This is a genomic window from Mesoflavibacter sp. CH_XMU1404-2, from assembly GCF_037029465.1.
GTDB lineage: Bacteria > Bacteroidota > Bacteroidia > Flavobacteriales > Flavobacteriaceae > Mesoflavibacter.
In genome coordinates this window covers 143749-156924 of record NZ_JAYMEM010000001.1, presented here as the reverse complement: position 1 = coordinate 156924, position 13176 = coordinate 143749, and the positions used below count along the sequence as shown (strand labels likewise).

General features: G+C 30.9%; 12 protein-coding genes. 7 read left to right on the top strand and 5 right to left on the bottom strand.

Annotated features, from left to right (window positions below; all coding sequences use genetic code 11):
- Positions 1-41 precede the first annotated feature (41 nt).
- From WA327_RS00785 to WA327_RS00765, 5 genes are read right to left on the bottom strand one after another with little or no spacing between them, the layout of a single operon-like run.
- Positions 42-875: a TPM domain-containing protein gene (locus WA327_RS00785; protein WP_336065348.1), complete on the bottom strand. Its 834-nt coding sequence runs from the start codon at positions 873-875 to the stop codon at positions 42-44.
- Complete coding sequence (locus tag WA327_RS00780) at positions 872-1312, bottom strand: TPM domain-containing protein (protein ID WP_336065346.1); 441 nt, start codon at positions 1310-1312, stop codon at positions 872-874. The genes WA327_RS00785 and WA327_RS00780 overlap by 4 nt, the downstream gene beginning before the upstream one ends.
- A 9-nt stretch (positions 1313-1321) precedes the next feature.
- On the bottom strand, positions 1322-1906 hold the full coding sequence (locus WA327_RS00775; RefSeq protein ID WP_223076119.1) for a LemA family protein: 585 nt from the start codon (positions 1904-1906) through the stop codon (positions 1322-1324).
- Positions 1907-1918: 12 nt separating this feature from the next.
- Positions 1919-2248, bottom strand: coding sequence for a MerR family transcriptional regulator (locus WA327_RS00770; protein ID WP_336065344.1), 330 nt, complete (start codon positions 2246-2248; stop codon positions 1919-1921).
- Complete coding sequence (locus WA327_RS00765; protein ID WP_336065341.1) at positions 2248-3219, bottom strand: M23 family metallopeptidase; 972 nt, start codon at positions 3217-3219, stop codon at positions 2248-2250. The genes WA327_RS00770 and WA327_RS00765 overlap by 1 nt, the downstream gene beginning before the upstream one ends.
- Positions 3220-3392: 173 nt before the next feature.
- Between WA327_RS00765 and alaS the strand changes: the two genes are divergently transcribed.
- The 7 genes from alaS (at position 3393) to WA327_RS00730 (ending at position 13171) form a co-directional block, all read left to right on the top strand.
- Positions 3393-6008 carry an alanine--tRNA ligase gene (alaS, locus tag WA327_RS00760; protein ID WP_336065338.1) on the top strand — a complete coding sequence of 872 codons (2616 nt, stop codon included), beginning with the start codon at positions 3393-3395 and terminating at the stop codon, positions 6006-6008.
- Positions 6009-6019: 11 nt separating this feature from the next.
- A complete protein-coding gene (locus tag WA327_RS00755; RefSeq protein ID WP_336065335.1) occupies positions 6020-6373 on the top strand; it encodes a peptidoglycan-binding domain-containing protein in 354 nt (117 codons plus the stop codon).
- Positions 6374-6377: 4 nt separating this feature from the next.
- On the top strand, positions 6378-7346 hold the full coding sequence (locus WA327_RS00750) for a GSCFA domain-containing protein (protein ID WP_336065333.1): 969 nt from the start codon (positions 6378-6380) through the stop codon (positions 7344-7346).
- Between the two features lie 74 nt (positions 7347-7420).
- Positions 7421-7894 (top strand): hypothetical protein, encoded by a 474-nt coding sequence (locus tag WA327_RS00745; protein ID WP_336065331.1) that lies wholly within the window; start codon positions 7421-7423, stop codon positions 7892-7894.
- Between the two features lie 12 nt (positions 7895-7906).
- Positions 7907-9796, top strand: a complete 1890-nt coding sequence (locus WA327_RS00740; protein WP_336065329.1) for a PQQ-binding-like beta-propeller repeat protein — start codon at positions 7907-7909, stop codon at positions 9794-9796.
- Between the two features lie 147 nt (positions 9797-9943).
- Positions 9944-11755, top strand: coding sequence for a tetratricopeptide repeat protein (locus WA327_RS00735; protein ID WP_336065327.1), 1812 nt, complete (start codon positions 9944-9946; stop codon positions 11753-11755).
- A gap of 84 nt (positions 11756-11839) precedes the next feature.
- Positions 11840-13171 carry a hypothetical protein gene (locus WA327_RS00730; RefSeq protein WP_336065324.1) on the top strand — a complete coding sequence of 444 codons (1332 nt, stop codon included), beginning with the start codon at positions 11840-11842 and terminating at the stop codon, positions 13169-13171.
- Positions 13172-13176: the final 5 nt, after the last annotated feature.

The window sequence follows — 13176 nt, the reverse complement described above, 5'->3', positions numbered from 1 at the left end:
AAATTAAAGAGAATTTTTGCGACTGTTACTTAAAACTATATTTACCAACCACCAGAAGCGCCACCGCCGCCAAAACCGCCGCCACCAAAACCGCCGCCAAAGCCACCAGAACCAAATCCGCCACCAGAAGATCCTCCAAATCCACCACCAAATCCACCAGAGCTACGTCTGTAGCCACCACGACCAGAATTGCTTAAAATAATGGCTTCTAAAATATCACGTGTGCTATTTCCGCCACCACCAAAATGATCGCCATTACCACCATTGCGTTTGTGTTTTGATATTGAAATAAGAATAATTATAAAGATGATAATCAAAAAGAAAATGACACCAACAGGAAAACCACCACCAGAACTTTTTCTTGTGCCTTGATATTCGCCTTGTAAGACTTCAAAAATAGCATCTGCACCACGATTTAAACCGCCATAATAATCATTACGTTTAAAATATGGGATTATGTCTCGCTCTATAATTCTGCGTGACATAGCATCGGTTAGTAAATGTTCTACACCGTAACCAGTAGCAATCATTATTTTGCGATCATCTCTGGCTAATAAAATAAAGACACCATTATCTTCTTTAGCTTGACCAATTCCCCATTTATGCGCCCATTCTGTCGCTAAATAATTGATATATTCACCTTTTGTAGATGCAATTATTGCAACAACAATTTGAGTAGAAGTACTATCAGAGTATTTAACTAGTTTGTTTTCTAGTGTGTTTTTTTCTGATGCAGATAATAAGTTTACGTAATCATAAACACTAGTTTGAAAATCTGGTTTTTTAGGGATTTCAAACTGAGCAAATCCAAAACTAAACGATAATAGTGCTAAAATAAATACACTGTTTTTTATAAACTGTTTACTTATTTTCATCCTTTAGAAATCGTATTGGTTAATTCATTTGTGTCATCATCTTCTATAGGAAAATGTGCTTTTAATGCTTCGCCAGCGTGTATAATGCCATCAACAAGACCTTGTTTAAAGTTACCGTTTCTAAAATGCTTTTGAATGATATCTTTTGTCTCGCCCCAGAAGTTATCAGGCACTACTTTGTTAATACCTTGATCACCGTAAATGCTAAATTTATGATCATCTACAGCGACATAAATTAAGACACCATTTCGGTTTTTGGTGTTGTGCATTTTTAAAACAGAAAACACTTCTAAAGCACGTTCTTCAAGATGTGCATTACAAGTGTTTTCTATATGAACTCGTAATTCTCCAGACGTGTTTTTTTCTGCTAACTTAATAGCATCAACAATGTCTTGTTCTTCACTAGCGGTTAAAAAAGATTCTACGTCTAAAGACATCGCGTTTTATTAAAAATCAAATTCTACATCAGGAGCTTTTTCGCTTCCTTCTTCTGCTTCAAAATAAGCTTTTTTCTCAAAACCAAAAATACCAGCAAGTAGATTGTTAGGGAAAGTTCTTATATGTTTATTATAAGGTTTTACCGTTTCATTAAACCTATCTCTTGCTACATTAATTCTATTTTCGGTACCTTCTAATTGACTTTGTAGTTCTAAAAAATTTTGATTAGCCTTTAAGTCTGGATAACGTTCTACAGTTACTAATAATCTAGATAAAGCACTGCTTAAACCGCTTTGTGCTTGATTGAATTGTTGTAACTGTTCTGGAGTAATATTTGTTGGGTCTATATTTATAGATGTTGCTTTTGCTCTGGCATTAATTACAGACTCTAATGTACTTTTTTCAAAATCTGCTGCACCTTGTACTGTTTTTACAAGGTTGCCAATTAGGTCGCTACGTCTTTGGTAAGAGCTTTCTACCTTAGCCCATGCTTCTTCTACATTTTCTTCTAATCCTATTGTCGAGTTGTATACTCTTACTCCAAAAATAACTGCTAGTGCAATTAAGATAATTGGTACAAGCCATTTTTTCATGATGTGTTGGTTTTAAAGTTGTTCTTTTAGTTTTATAAGTTGGTTTTTTACACTTTCTAATTTAGCGATTATTTCAAAATTATCGAGTGTTTTTTTCTTTTCTTCTTTTAAATGAATTTTTGCTCCTTCCAAAGTATACCCGCGTTCTTTTACCAAATGATAAATAAGCTGAAGGTTTTTCACATCTTCTGGTGTAAATTTACGATTGCCTTTAGCGTTTTTTTTGGGTTTTAAAACTTCAAATTCCTTTTCCCAAAAACGTATTAAAGACGTGTTTACATCAAAAGCTTTGGCAACTTCACCAATAGTGTAATAGCGTTTTTCTGGTAGGTTGATAATCATTAGTCTAAAGATTGGTTTTCTAAAGATGCACGTTCTAACAATTTGCTAAACTCTTCAGGAGTTAAACTACCGTAGTAGAAGTTTATTGGGTTAATACGTTGGTCATCTTTGAAGATTTCATAATGTAAATGAGGTGCTTCACTACGACCAGTACTACCTACAAAACCAATTAAATCTCCGCGTTTTACTTTTTGTTTTTTTTGCACATTGTACTTATATAAATGTGCATAAAGACTAACGTAACCGTAACCATGATCTATTCTAATATGGTTACCGTAACCAGAACTATTACTATCTGCTCTAACAACAACACCATCTCCAGAAGCATAAATTGGCGTGCCTCTTGGTGCTGTAAAGTCCATTCCCCAATGCATTTTACGTTGTTTTGTAAATGGGTCAGAACGCATACCATAACCAGAAGCCATTCGGGTTAAATCTTTATTGTTTACAGGTTGAATTGCAGGAATAGAAGCTAATAATTTTTCTTTTTCTTCAGCTAAAACAGCAATTTCATCTAAAGATTTAGATTGCACTACAATACGTTTTAAAAGTTTATCAATACGTTTGTTGCTATTTATAATTAATTCAGAATTATCAAAACCTTCAAGTTTTTTGTAACGGTTTACACCACCAAAACCAGCTTTGCGTTGTTCTTCTGGTATTGGATTGGCCTCAAAATATAATCTGTAAATGGTATTGTCTCGCTCTTCGATGTTGGCTAAAACAGTTTCGGCTTGACTCATTTTTTTATTCAATAATTCATATTGAAATTCTAAGTTTGCCAACTCACGTTTTAACGCCTTTTCTTTAGGAGATTCTATGTAATGACCTGCTATAAAAACAAGCAAAAAGCTAAATAAAATACTAGCTAAAAGAAACAATAAGATGAACTTAAATGTACGTCTTTTTTTACGCTCTATTTTCTTATATGAAAGCGTTTCAGAATCATAATAATATTTTACCTTACTCATTCCTTAATTTATACTATTTTTGCTGTTAAAAATATGATTTAAGTTGTGCTTTAATCAAAAACAGTAACGAGCAAACTTACAAAAATATTTCAGTTTAAATTTAAGTAAATAAAACTAAAGTCTTTTATTTTGGTGTAAATCGCTTTAAAAAAGACATGTATTAAAATATAAATATGAATTCTCAAGACATTCGTTCTACCTTTTTAGATTTTTTTAAAAACAAAAAGCATAGCATTGTGCCTTCTGCACCAATGGTTTTAAAAGATGATCCAACCTTAATGTTTGTAAACTCAGGTATGGCGCCTTTTAAAGAATATTTTTTGGGAAACGCTCAACCAAAAAATAATCGTATTGCAGATTCTCAAAAATGCTTAAGAGTATCGGGTAAACATAACGATTTAGAAGAAGTTGGTTACGATACCTATCATCATACTTTATTTGAAATGTTAGGTAACTGGTCGTTTGGTGATTACTTTAAAAAAGAAGCAATTGCTTGGGCTTGGGAATTATTAACCGAAGTTTATAAGATAGATAAAGACATACTGTATGTTACTGTTTTTGAAGGTAGCGATGATGCTGATAACCTAAAAATGGACACTGAAGCTTATGATATTTGGAAAGAATATATAAGCGAAGACCGAATTTTAAAAGGAAATAAAAAAGATAACTTTTGGGAAATGGGCGATCAAGGACCATGCGGACCTTGTAGCGAGATTCATGTAGATATTCGTTCTGCTGAAGAAAAAGCAAAAGTAGACGGTAAATCTTTGGTTAACGAAGACCATCCGCAAGTCGTAGAAATCTGGAATCTGGTTTTTATGCAATACAACCGTAAAGCAGACGGAAGCTTAGAAGAACTACCTAACAAACATATCGATACAGGTATGGGATTTGAGCGTTTATGTATGGTTTTACAAAACAAAACTTCAAATTACGATACCGATGTATTTACGCCATTAATTAGAGAAATTGAAACCATAACGCATAAAGATTATGGTAAAGAAGATAAAGTAGATGTTGCTATTCGTGTTATTTCAGATCACGTGCGCGCAGTAGCGTTTTCTATTGCAGATGGGCAATTACCAAGCAATAACGGAGCAGGTTATGTCATTCGACGCATTTTACGTCGTGCAGTACGTTACGGCTTTACTTTTTTAGATAAAAACGAACCTTTTATTTATCGATTAGTTAATGTTTTAGTTGAAAAAATGGGTAAAGCATTCCCAGAACTTAAAGCACAAAAGCAATTAATCGAAAACGTAATTAAAGAAGAAGAAGCATCTTTTTTACGCACATTAGACCAAGGATTAACTATTTTAGACCGTATTGTAGAAACTGCTAAAGGAAAAGAAATTTCTGGATCAAAGGTATTTGAGCTTAAAGATACTTATGGTTTTCCTGAAGATTTAACCGATTTAATTTTACGCGAAAAAGGATTCACTTACAATAAAGAAGAATACAAAAAACGCTTAGAAGAACAACAAAATAGAGGTCGTAAAGCTTCAGAATTAAAATCTGATGATTGGACTGTTCTTTTAGAAGACGAAGAACAAGAGTTTATAGGTTACGATGCTTTAGAAGCAAAAGTAAAAATTACAAGATACCGTAAAGTGACTTCTAAAAAAGATGGCGAGATGTACCAATTGGTATTCAATTTAACGCCATTTTATGCAGAAGGTGGTGGACAAGTTGGTGATAAAGGGTATTTAGAAGACGAACATGGTGACGTAGTTTACATTTTAGATACTAAGAGAGAAAACAATGTCATCATTCACCTAACTAAAAATTTACCAACGCATTTAAATGAGAAATTTAAAGCAGTTGTAGACGCAAAACAACGTAGAAGAACCGAGTGTAATCATACAGCAACACATCTATTGCATCAAGCACTTCGCGAAATTTTAGGCGATCACGTAGAGCAAAAAGGAAGTGCTGTACACAGTAAATATTTACGTTTTGATTTTTCGCATTTTTCAAAAATGACTGTAGAAGAATTACGAGATGTAGAAAACTTTGTAAATGCAAGAATAGAAAGCAAATTACCATTGCAAGAACAACGCAACGTACCTATGGAAAAAGCGTTAGAAGAAGGCGCTATGGCGTTATTTGGTGAAAAATATGGTGATGCAGTACGTACCATAAGATTTGGACAATCTATAGAATTATGTGGTGGAACGCATGTTGAGAATACAGCAGATATTTGGCATTTTAAAATCGTGTCAGAAAGTGCTGTCGCTGCAGGAATACGTCGTATAGAAGCTATAACAAATGATGCCGTAAAAAATTATTTTCACGAAAACAACCGTGCATTTTTTGAAATGAAAGATTTGCTTAATAACGCAAAAGAACCAGTTAAGGCACTTCAAAATTTGCAAGAAGAAAATACAGCGTTAAAAAAACAAATTGAGCAGCTTTTAAAAGATAAAGCACAAAATATAAAAGGTGAATTAAAATCTGAAATTAAAGATGTTAACGGTGTTAACTTCCTAGCTAAAAAATTAGATTTAGATGCATCCGGAATTAAAGATTTATGTTTTGAATTAGGCAGTCAGTTCGATAACCTATTTTTACTTTTTGGAGCAGAAAATGATGGTAAAGCTATTTTATCATGCTACATATCTAAAAATTTAGTCGAAAGTAAAGAACTAAATGCAGGAACTATTGTTAGAGAATTAGGTAAGCACATCCAAGGTGGTGGCGGTGGACAACCATTTTTTGCTACCGCAGGTGGTAAAAATCCTGATGGAATTAAGGATGCTTTAGAGGCTGCAAAAAATTATATTAAATAATTGCTTAGGCTATGAAAAATTATTTTGCTCTTTTATTTATTTTAGCTTTTAGTTGTTATGTAAATGCTCAAAGCTCATCTTTTGATAAGACTTTTGTTAAATGTATAGAAGCAGATGGAACATTAGGCGAAACTGTAGAAGTTGACAAAGTATGGAATCCTTCTAAAAAAACAATTATTAAGATACAACGTCAATTAAATCTTCTTGGTTATCAAGTAAGAGAGGATGGTGTTTACGATGAAAACACAGGGAAACAGATTGAGTTGTTTAATAAAAAAAATAATTTAAAATGCTATTTTGGTTTAAGAAAAATTACTTTAAAATTATTAAAGAAGCAGAGTAGAATTATTAAGAAAAAGAAATAGTTTATTGAAACTCCAAACCAAAATACCACTAAAAAATCAAGACCATAATCAAATAGATTATAACTCTAAAGTGGTATTGTTAGGCTCTTGTTTTGCAGAAAATATTGCCGAAAAGTTTAACTATTATAAGTTTCAACATACAGTTAATCCGTTAGGGATTTTGTTTCATCCTTTAGCGATTGAAACTTTAATAAAAAAAGCATTAACCGACCAGATATTTACAGATAAGGATGTAGTGTTTAATAATGAACAGTTTCATTGTTTTAATGCACATTCTGCTATAAGTAACACATCTAAAGAAGATTTACTTGCTACATTAAATGATAAAATAGTGGAAGCTAGACTTCAACTTAAAGAAGCAACGCATATTATGATTACTTTAGGCACAGCTTGGGTTTATCGTTTTTTAGAAAATCAGCAAATTGTAGCAAATTGTCATAAAATTCCTCAGAAAAACTTCAAAAAAGAATTATTATCACCATTACAAATTGAAAAAAGTCTGCAAAGTCTAGTTTCGTTAATTAGTTTGGTTAATCCAAAAGCACAATTTATTTTTACGGTATCTCCTGTAAGACATATTAAAGACGGTTTTGTTGAAAATACAAGAAGTAAATCGCATTTAATAACTGCTATTCATGAATTTTTAAGCAAAAATCAAGAAACGAAAAAACATAGTTTACATTACTTTCCTTCTTATGAAATTATAATGGACGAATTACGTGATTATAGGTTTTACAATCAAGATATGTTGCATCCAAGTCCGTTAGCAGTAGATTATATTTGGGATAAGTTTTTAAATACTTGGGTTTCTTCTAGTGCAAAATTAACTATGGAAGACGTCGAAGCTATCCAAAAAGGGTTGTCTCATAAACCTTTTAATGAATCTTCAGAAGCGCATCAGAAGTTTTTACTTCAGTTAAAAAAACGTAAAGAAACACTTAAAAAATCTTTCCCTTTTATTGATTTTTACTAAAATACGCCAAATGACGTATTTACATTTTTGTTGTTTTATTTCAATTTTGGATTATAATTTAAAATCGAAATTGAATGAAAAATCTAAAACTATTATTGTTGCTTGTTTTATTGAGTGTATCTACTCAATCTTTTTCTCAAGAAAAATTATCTTCTCCAGATGATGTAACACCTCAATATTTAGAAAACATTTTTAAAAATGCATATATAGATGTATTAGAAGTAAAGGACACTTTTGTAAAAATAAAAGACAACCGAACTATTTATTTAGATATTGATTCTCAAAAAAGATTTATAAGCATAAGTATTCTATATACATTAAAAGAAGGCGCTAAAAAAGATGAAATTTTAGAAGTATTTAATACGATTAATAAAGATGTACTAATGATCAAGTGTCATTATAATGAGTCAGCGCATTCGGTATCTTTTTACTATTATTTTTGGATAGATAATGGTTTTTCTGACAAAACATTTGTAAGTGCCGTAAAGTTATTTCAAACTGGTGTGACTTTAGCAATAAGTAAAGATTCTAATAATACTATATTTTAATAATAAGCTATAATGAAAACAATCAATCTATTTTTATTGCTTTTGTGTGTTCAAATATCTTTTGCGCAAAAAGCAGAGCAACCTAACAACTCTTACGATTTAGGTGCAACAATTAATGAGATGACTTTAACTGTTGGTGGCGTTTTAGTAGTCGCAACTAACGATGGTTTAGTTGGTATAAATCCAGAAACAAGTACACCTACGTTTACATTTAATAATTTTGGAAAATTGACTCCAGAGGAAACTATTTTTGTAGAAGAATCACCTTATATCATAGTATCTCAAGGAGCAACTTCAAAATTTGCAGGGTTATCCAAAACAAAAAGAGCAGTTATTAATTATATTACTGGAAAAGTGATTTTTAACTCAGATGATGATAGTTGGAATCAAGTTTACACATGTGATGTCTTTTTACCAGATAATAAATTAGTGGTTAGCGGAATCCAAAAAGTAGGTACAAAAGCCGAAAAAATAACACCAAAAATAGCCGTATACGATTTAAGTTCTCAAAAATTAGATTATAGTTTTTTCTTAGATAAACCAGGTAGAGTAGGAATAGCAAAAGATTTTAGTGTTACAGGATTACCTTTGTTATTAAAGGATTTTTTAATCATTCCTACTGCGCAAGGCTTAATTGCAAAATCCCATAGCGGTGAAGATTTATGGTCTAATAAAATCAAAGGAGTAACATGGATGGTGTCTGATCCAACCGAAAAAGAAATTTATGGTTTTGAGACTACTACAAACGGAAAAAACACAAGAATACACAAAATAGGAGCAGACGGTAAAGAGCTTTGGCAAGATGATAGAAAAGTAAAAGGAATCGTTTCTAATTTTGAAATTTTACCACAAGGTATTGCTGTTGTTAGTAATAAAAGCGATGGTGGAGATAAAAGCGTATTCTCTCAAAATAATGAATCTGAAATCGCTTTTTTAAGCGCTAGTTCAGGAGAAGATCTTTGGGAAAAAGCACCAAAAACAAAAGGCTATGTGCAGCATTTTTATGTTCAGGATGATGGTATATTATTTGGAATCCAACAAGGAGGAATAAACAAGATTTCTTTTGAAGGTGAAACGTTATTTAAAAAGCCTTTAAAAACAGGAGAGAATATAATGGTTATGGCAAATTCACCACAAGGTCTTATTTATATTACAAGTGAAGATGCTAATATTGTCAACCTGCAAACAGGAGAACAAGTTTGGGATAAACCTTTAAAATATAAAAACTCGTTATCTGTAGCATCAACTTTTGATTCGGCTAATAATAGATATTTAATAGCAGCAGATGGTACTATTTTTAGTATTGATGCTAACTCAGGAGATACAAAAGAATTTGCAAAAGTAAAATTTGACGAAAAAGAAGAAGCAAACCAAATGGAAATTAGAAACGGAAATGTCTACTTAGCTTCGTCTCAAAACATGATGGTTTTAGATAAAGATGGTAACGAAGTATATCATAAATATTACAAATCACCATCAAAAAGTGGCTTTATGAAAGCGTTATCTGGCGTGGTTGCAGTAGCATCTACAGGATTAGCTATGGCACATGCTTACAAAGCAGGAGCAAATAAAACACGTTATGGAAGCGTAAATAATCTAGATAATTACAATGATTATGGTAAAGAAAACAAAAGAGCTGCAGATATGTTTGCATCAATAGCAGACGAGTCTTTTAAGATCATGTCAAAACGTTTTAAAGCAACCGCAGCTACCGAAAATTCACAATTCATCCTAACTAAATTAGATGACGGTGTTGGCTTAGTTAAAGTAAATAAAGACAATGGTAACGTGGATAAAGAAATTATTCTTAAAGACAAAAAGCCAGAATATCAAGTAGATGAAGTAGCTGGAGTGTTATTTTATAAAGCAAATAAAAGCACCATCTATGCATATAAATTATAGTATTAAAAAACACTAAAAACGCGCTATTAATCTGTAAACACCAACAACTAAAATAAGTTTTACTTATAAGTTGGTGTTTATTTTTTTTTAGCTTTTTTTGAAATATAATATTTATCACTTTACTTTATAAGACTAAAACCAACTTACATGAATCGCTTTTTCTTTCTTTTCTTTTTTATAGGATTTAATCTTTTCGCGCAAAACCAAAATACATATATAGACAGTATAAGTGCAGTCATTAAAACTCAAAAACCAGAGCAAGCTTTAAGTAGTATTATAGAAATTCCTTACGGAAGTTTTGTTGCAGAACTAGAAAAGTCAGAGCAATTATTTAACAAAGGAATAGAACTTTCTAAAAGCATAAACGATAGTATTGCTTTAGGTGAAATTATGTTTAAATATGGGTTGTTAAAAGCATATCAAAATAAGTTTGACCAAGGGTTAGAATACACGTTACAAGCGATAAGAATTTTTGAAAATCAAAAAAACAATACCAAAGCAGGAATTGCTTATGGCGGTTTAGGCTACAATTTAAAAACCAGAGATTTAGAAAAAGGGTTTTATTACATGAGAAAAGGAATAAAACTTCTAGAAATTGAAAATGATTTAGAAGGATTAAATCCAGTATATGATAATTACGGCGTGTTGTTAAGTATGGACAAAAAGCTGGATAGTGCCTTATATTATCAATATAAATCTTTAGCCATAAAAAAGCAGTTAAAAGATAGCATAGGGCTTGGTTACAGCTACGCAAATATAGCTAATACGTTTGCCGAAAAACAAAATTATGACTTAGCAAAAACCTATGTAGATAGCTCTTCAGTTATAAGAAATAAAATTGCAGATAATTATGGGATTACTGTAAACTACGTGCACGTCGCTGAAATTTTTCAACAAGAAGGAAATTACGAAAAAGCAATAGAAAATTATAAAAAATGCGCACAGTCTGCTAACAAATACAAATACAAAAATTTAGAAAAATATTGTTATCAAAAAATAGCCGAATGCTATCAAAAAATTGATAATTATAAACAAGCATTTCAATTTAAAGAAAAGTTTCAATCATTAAAAGACAGTACAGAAAATGTATTAGCTCAAAATAAAATTGAAGAACTTCAAATACAATTTGAAACTGAGAAGAAAGAAAAACAACTAGCAGAAGCTAAGTCTGATATTTTAATTAAAGAAGCAAAAATTAAAAGAAGAACAACCTTAATTTATTATGCGTTTGGTTTAGCATTTTTTTTAGGTTTAATAGGTTATTTAGTTTACAAGCAACAACGTTTAAAAAACAAGCAGATTATTAAAGAAAATGAGTTGAAAGAAGCTTTAATAAAAATTGAAAATCAAAACAATTTACAAGAACAACGATTAGCTATTTCTAAAGACTTACATGATAATATTGGTTCGCAATTAACCTTTATAATTTCGTCTTTAGACAATTTAAAATATTTTGAGTTTACCAAAGAAAAACTTTACAATAAGTTCGATTCTATTGGTAATTTTACCCGAAGTACAATCACAGATTTGCGCGATACAATTTGGGCAATGAATAAAGAAGAAATTACTTTTGAAGACCTAAAAACAAGAACCACCAACTTTATAGAAGCTGCAAAAACCTCTTTGTTAGGTATTGATTTTGAATTTAATTATCCTAAAGACACCGATAATGTTAAACTTAATTCACTTCAAGGAATAGATGTGTATCGCATCATTCAAGAGGCAATAAACAATGCGGTAAAACACGCAAAAGCAACTAAAATTGTAGTTAATTTTGAGATAGATGGTAGTGATTTAAAAATTTCGATTATAGACAATGGTGTTGGGTTTGATCAATCAACTATAGAAGCAGGAAATGGTCTTTCATCAATGAAGAAAAGAGCTAACGAAATTGATGCAGATTTTGAAATGAAATCTTCCAATCAAGGAACAGAAATCACCATAAAATTTGAAATGTAAGTGTTTAAATAGGGCAAGTGCCTTATTTTAAAATCACCTCTGTAATAGTAGCTTTGATATTATAAAAATTAATAAATTTTATAAATGAAAAAGCCTGCTACTCTGTTTTTACTTTTAATAATTTTGATGTGTTTTTCATGTTCAAAATCTTCTGATGATGAAGCAGAAAATAATAACTCGTCTACAAATTCTAATGCTAACCAGTTGCTTTTTGATGGTCAAGCCTATATAAATAGATTAGATGGTTTTAAAGCTCAAAATGAAAACGGAATTTTTATTGCTAAGCAAAACTTAGGAGAATATTTTGTAACAGTTTCATTTTTAAATTTTCAAACTAATCAACTAAATACAATTCAAATTAATGGAGATATAGATGTTCATCATTATTATTTAGATCAGTCAGGAGATTTATTAATTAGCGGTACTGTTTTTAGTAGCTCTAATGTTAATTCTGGTCGTGTTTTTGCAATAAGACTAAACGATAGTTTAAATGTTGTTTGGCAAAAAAAGTACGATTTTTACTCTTTGCCATATTACGATTCGTACTATTACAACTCAATAAGTAATATAAAAAATAATAAGCTAGTTGTATGTAACATGCAATGGATGTTTATTATTGATGCCACAACAGGACTATTAATTAAGGCAATAGAAAATAATACAACTTATCATTGGTTAAGAAATGTAGCTGTTGCAGATGGATTTTATGCATTTGGAAGATTAGGTAGTGATGCTGTTATAGCAAAATTTGATTGGCAAGGAAATAATATTTTCATGAAAAAAGCATCAGATACTAGACCAGATGCTTTATTAACTTCTTCTGTGCCAATTATTACAAGTACAGATAAAATAATTTGGCCTTATAATACTTTTCAATATAACGCGACTGGACTTGGAGGTTATATGGTTTTTGATTTAAACGGAAATTTGATTGACCATTGGAATCATCAATTTTCAATAGATAATACTCAAGGTGGTACAAATTTTAGTCCTGGTGGTATTTCAATAGAAGAGTTTGGTCTTAATAAATACTATTTAAGAGGATTAATAACTTATTCTATTAATGAAGAAGGTCAATTGCTTTCAAATAAATATCATCAAGGTAGTGTGTTTAGTCAAAGCACAGGTAGTTTTTTACAATTTCAGTCACAAGGTAGTGTTGTAACACAATCAGAATATATTGGTGTTTTTAATTACAATCCAAACCAAATTTGCACAAAAATTTCAATAGCAGACTTAAATTTTTTAAATCATAACATAGATTTAATTCCCTATAATTTTACAGATGTATCAGGTTTTTCTGTTTCAGATTTTATGGTTGATGTTACAGATTTAAATGTATCAATAGTAACACAGCAATTTGTAAATATAACATATCAGGATAAAGACTATTGTAATGTGGACTTAATTGAATAGCTAAA

Bases quoted from the DNA above. Each gene is read 5' to 3' on its own strand.
- WA327_RS00780 (WP_336065346.1), bottom strand. From the start codon at position 1,312: ATGTCTTTAGACGTAGAATCTTTTTTAACCGCTAGTGAAGAACAAGAC.
- WA327_RS00775 (WP_223076119.1), bottom strand. From the start codon at position 1,906: ATGAAAAAATGGCTTGTACCAATTATCTTAATTGCACTAGCAGTTATT.
- WA327_RS00730 (WP_336065324.1), top strand. From the start codon at position 11,840: ATGAAAAAGCCTGCTACTCTGTTTTTACTTTTAATAATTTTGATGTGT.
- WA327_RS00755 (WP_336065335.1), top strand. From the start codon at position 6,020: ATGAAAAATTATTTTGCTCTTTTATTTATTTTAGCTTTTAGTTGTTAT.
- WA327_RS00785 (WP_336065348.1), bottom strand. From the start codon at position 875: ATGAAAATAAGTAAACAGTTTATAAAAAACAGTGTATTTATTTTAGCA.
- alaS (WP_336065338.1), top strand. From the start codon at position 3,393: ATGAATTCTCAAGACATTCGTTCTACCTTTTTAGATTTTTTTAAAAAC.
- WA327_RS00740 (WP_336065329.1), top strand. From the start codon at position 7,907: ATGAAAACAATCAATCTATTTTTATTGCTTTTGTGTGTTCAAATATCT.
- WA327_RS00745 (WP_336065331.1), top strand. From the start codon at position 7,421: ATGAAAAATCTAAAACTATTATTGTTGCTTGTTTTATTGAGTGTATCT.
- WA327_RS00735 (WP_336065327.1), top strand. From the start codon at position 9,944: ATGAATCGCTTTTTCTTTCTTTTCTTTTTTATAGGATTTAATCTTTTC.
- WA327_RS00770 (WP_336065344.1), bottom strand. From the start codon at position 2,248: ATGATTATCAACCTACCAGAAAAACGCTATTACACTATTGGTGAAGTT.
- WA327_RS00765 (WP_336065341.1), bottom strand. From the start codon at position 3,219: ATGAGTAAGGTAAAATATTATTATGATTCTGAAACGCTTTCATATAAG.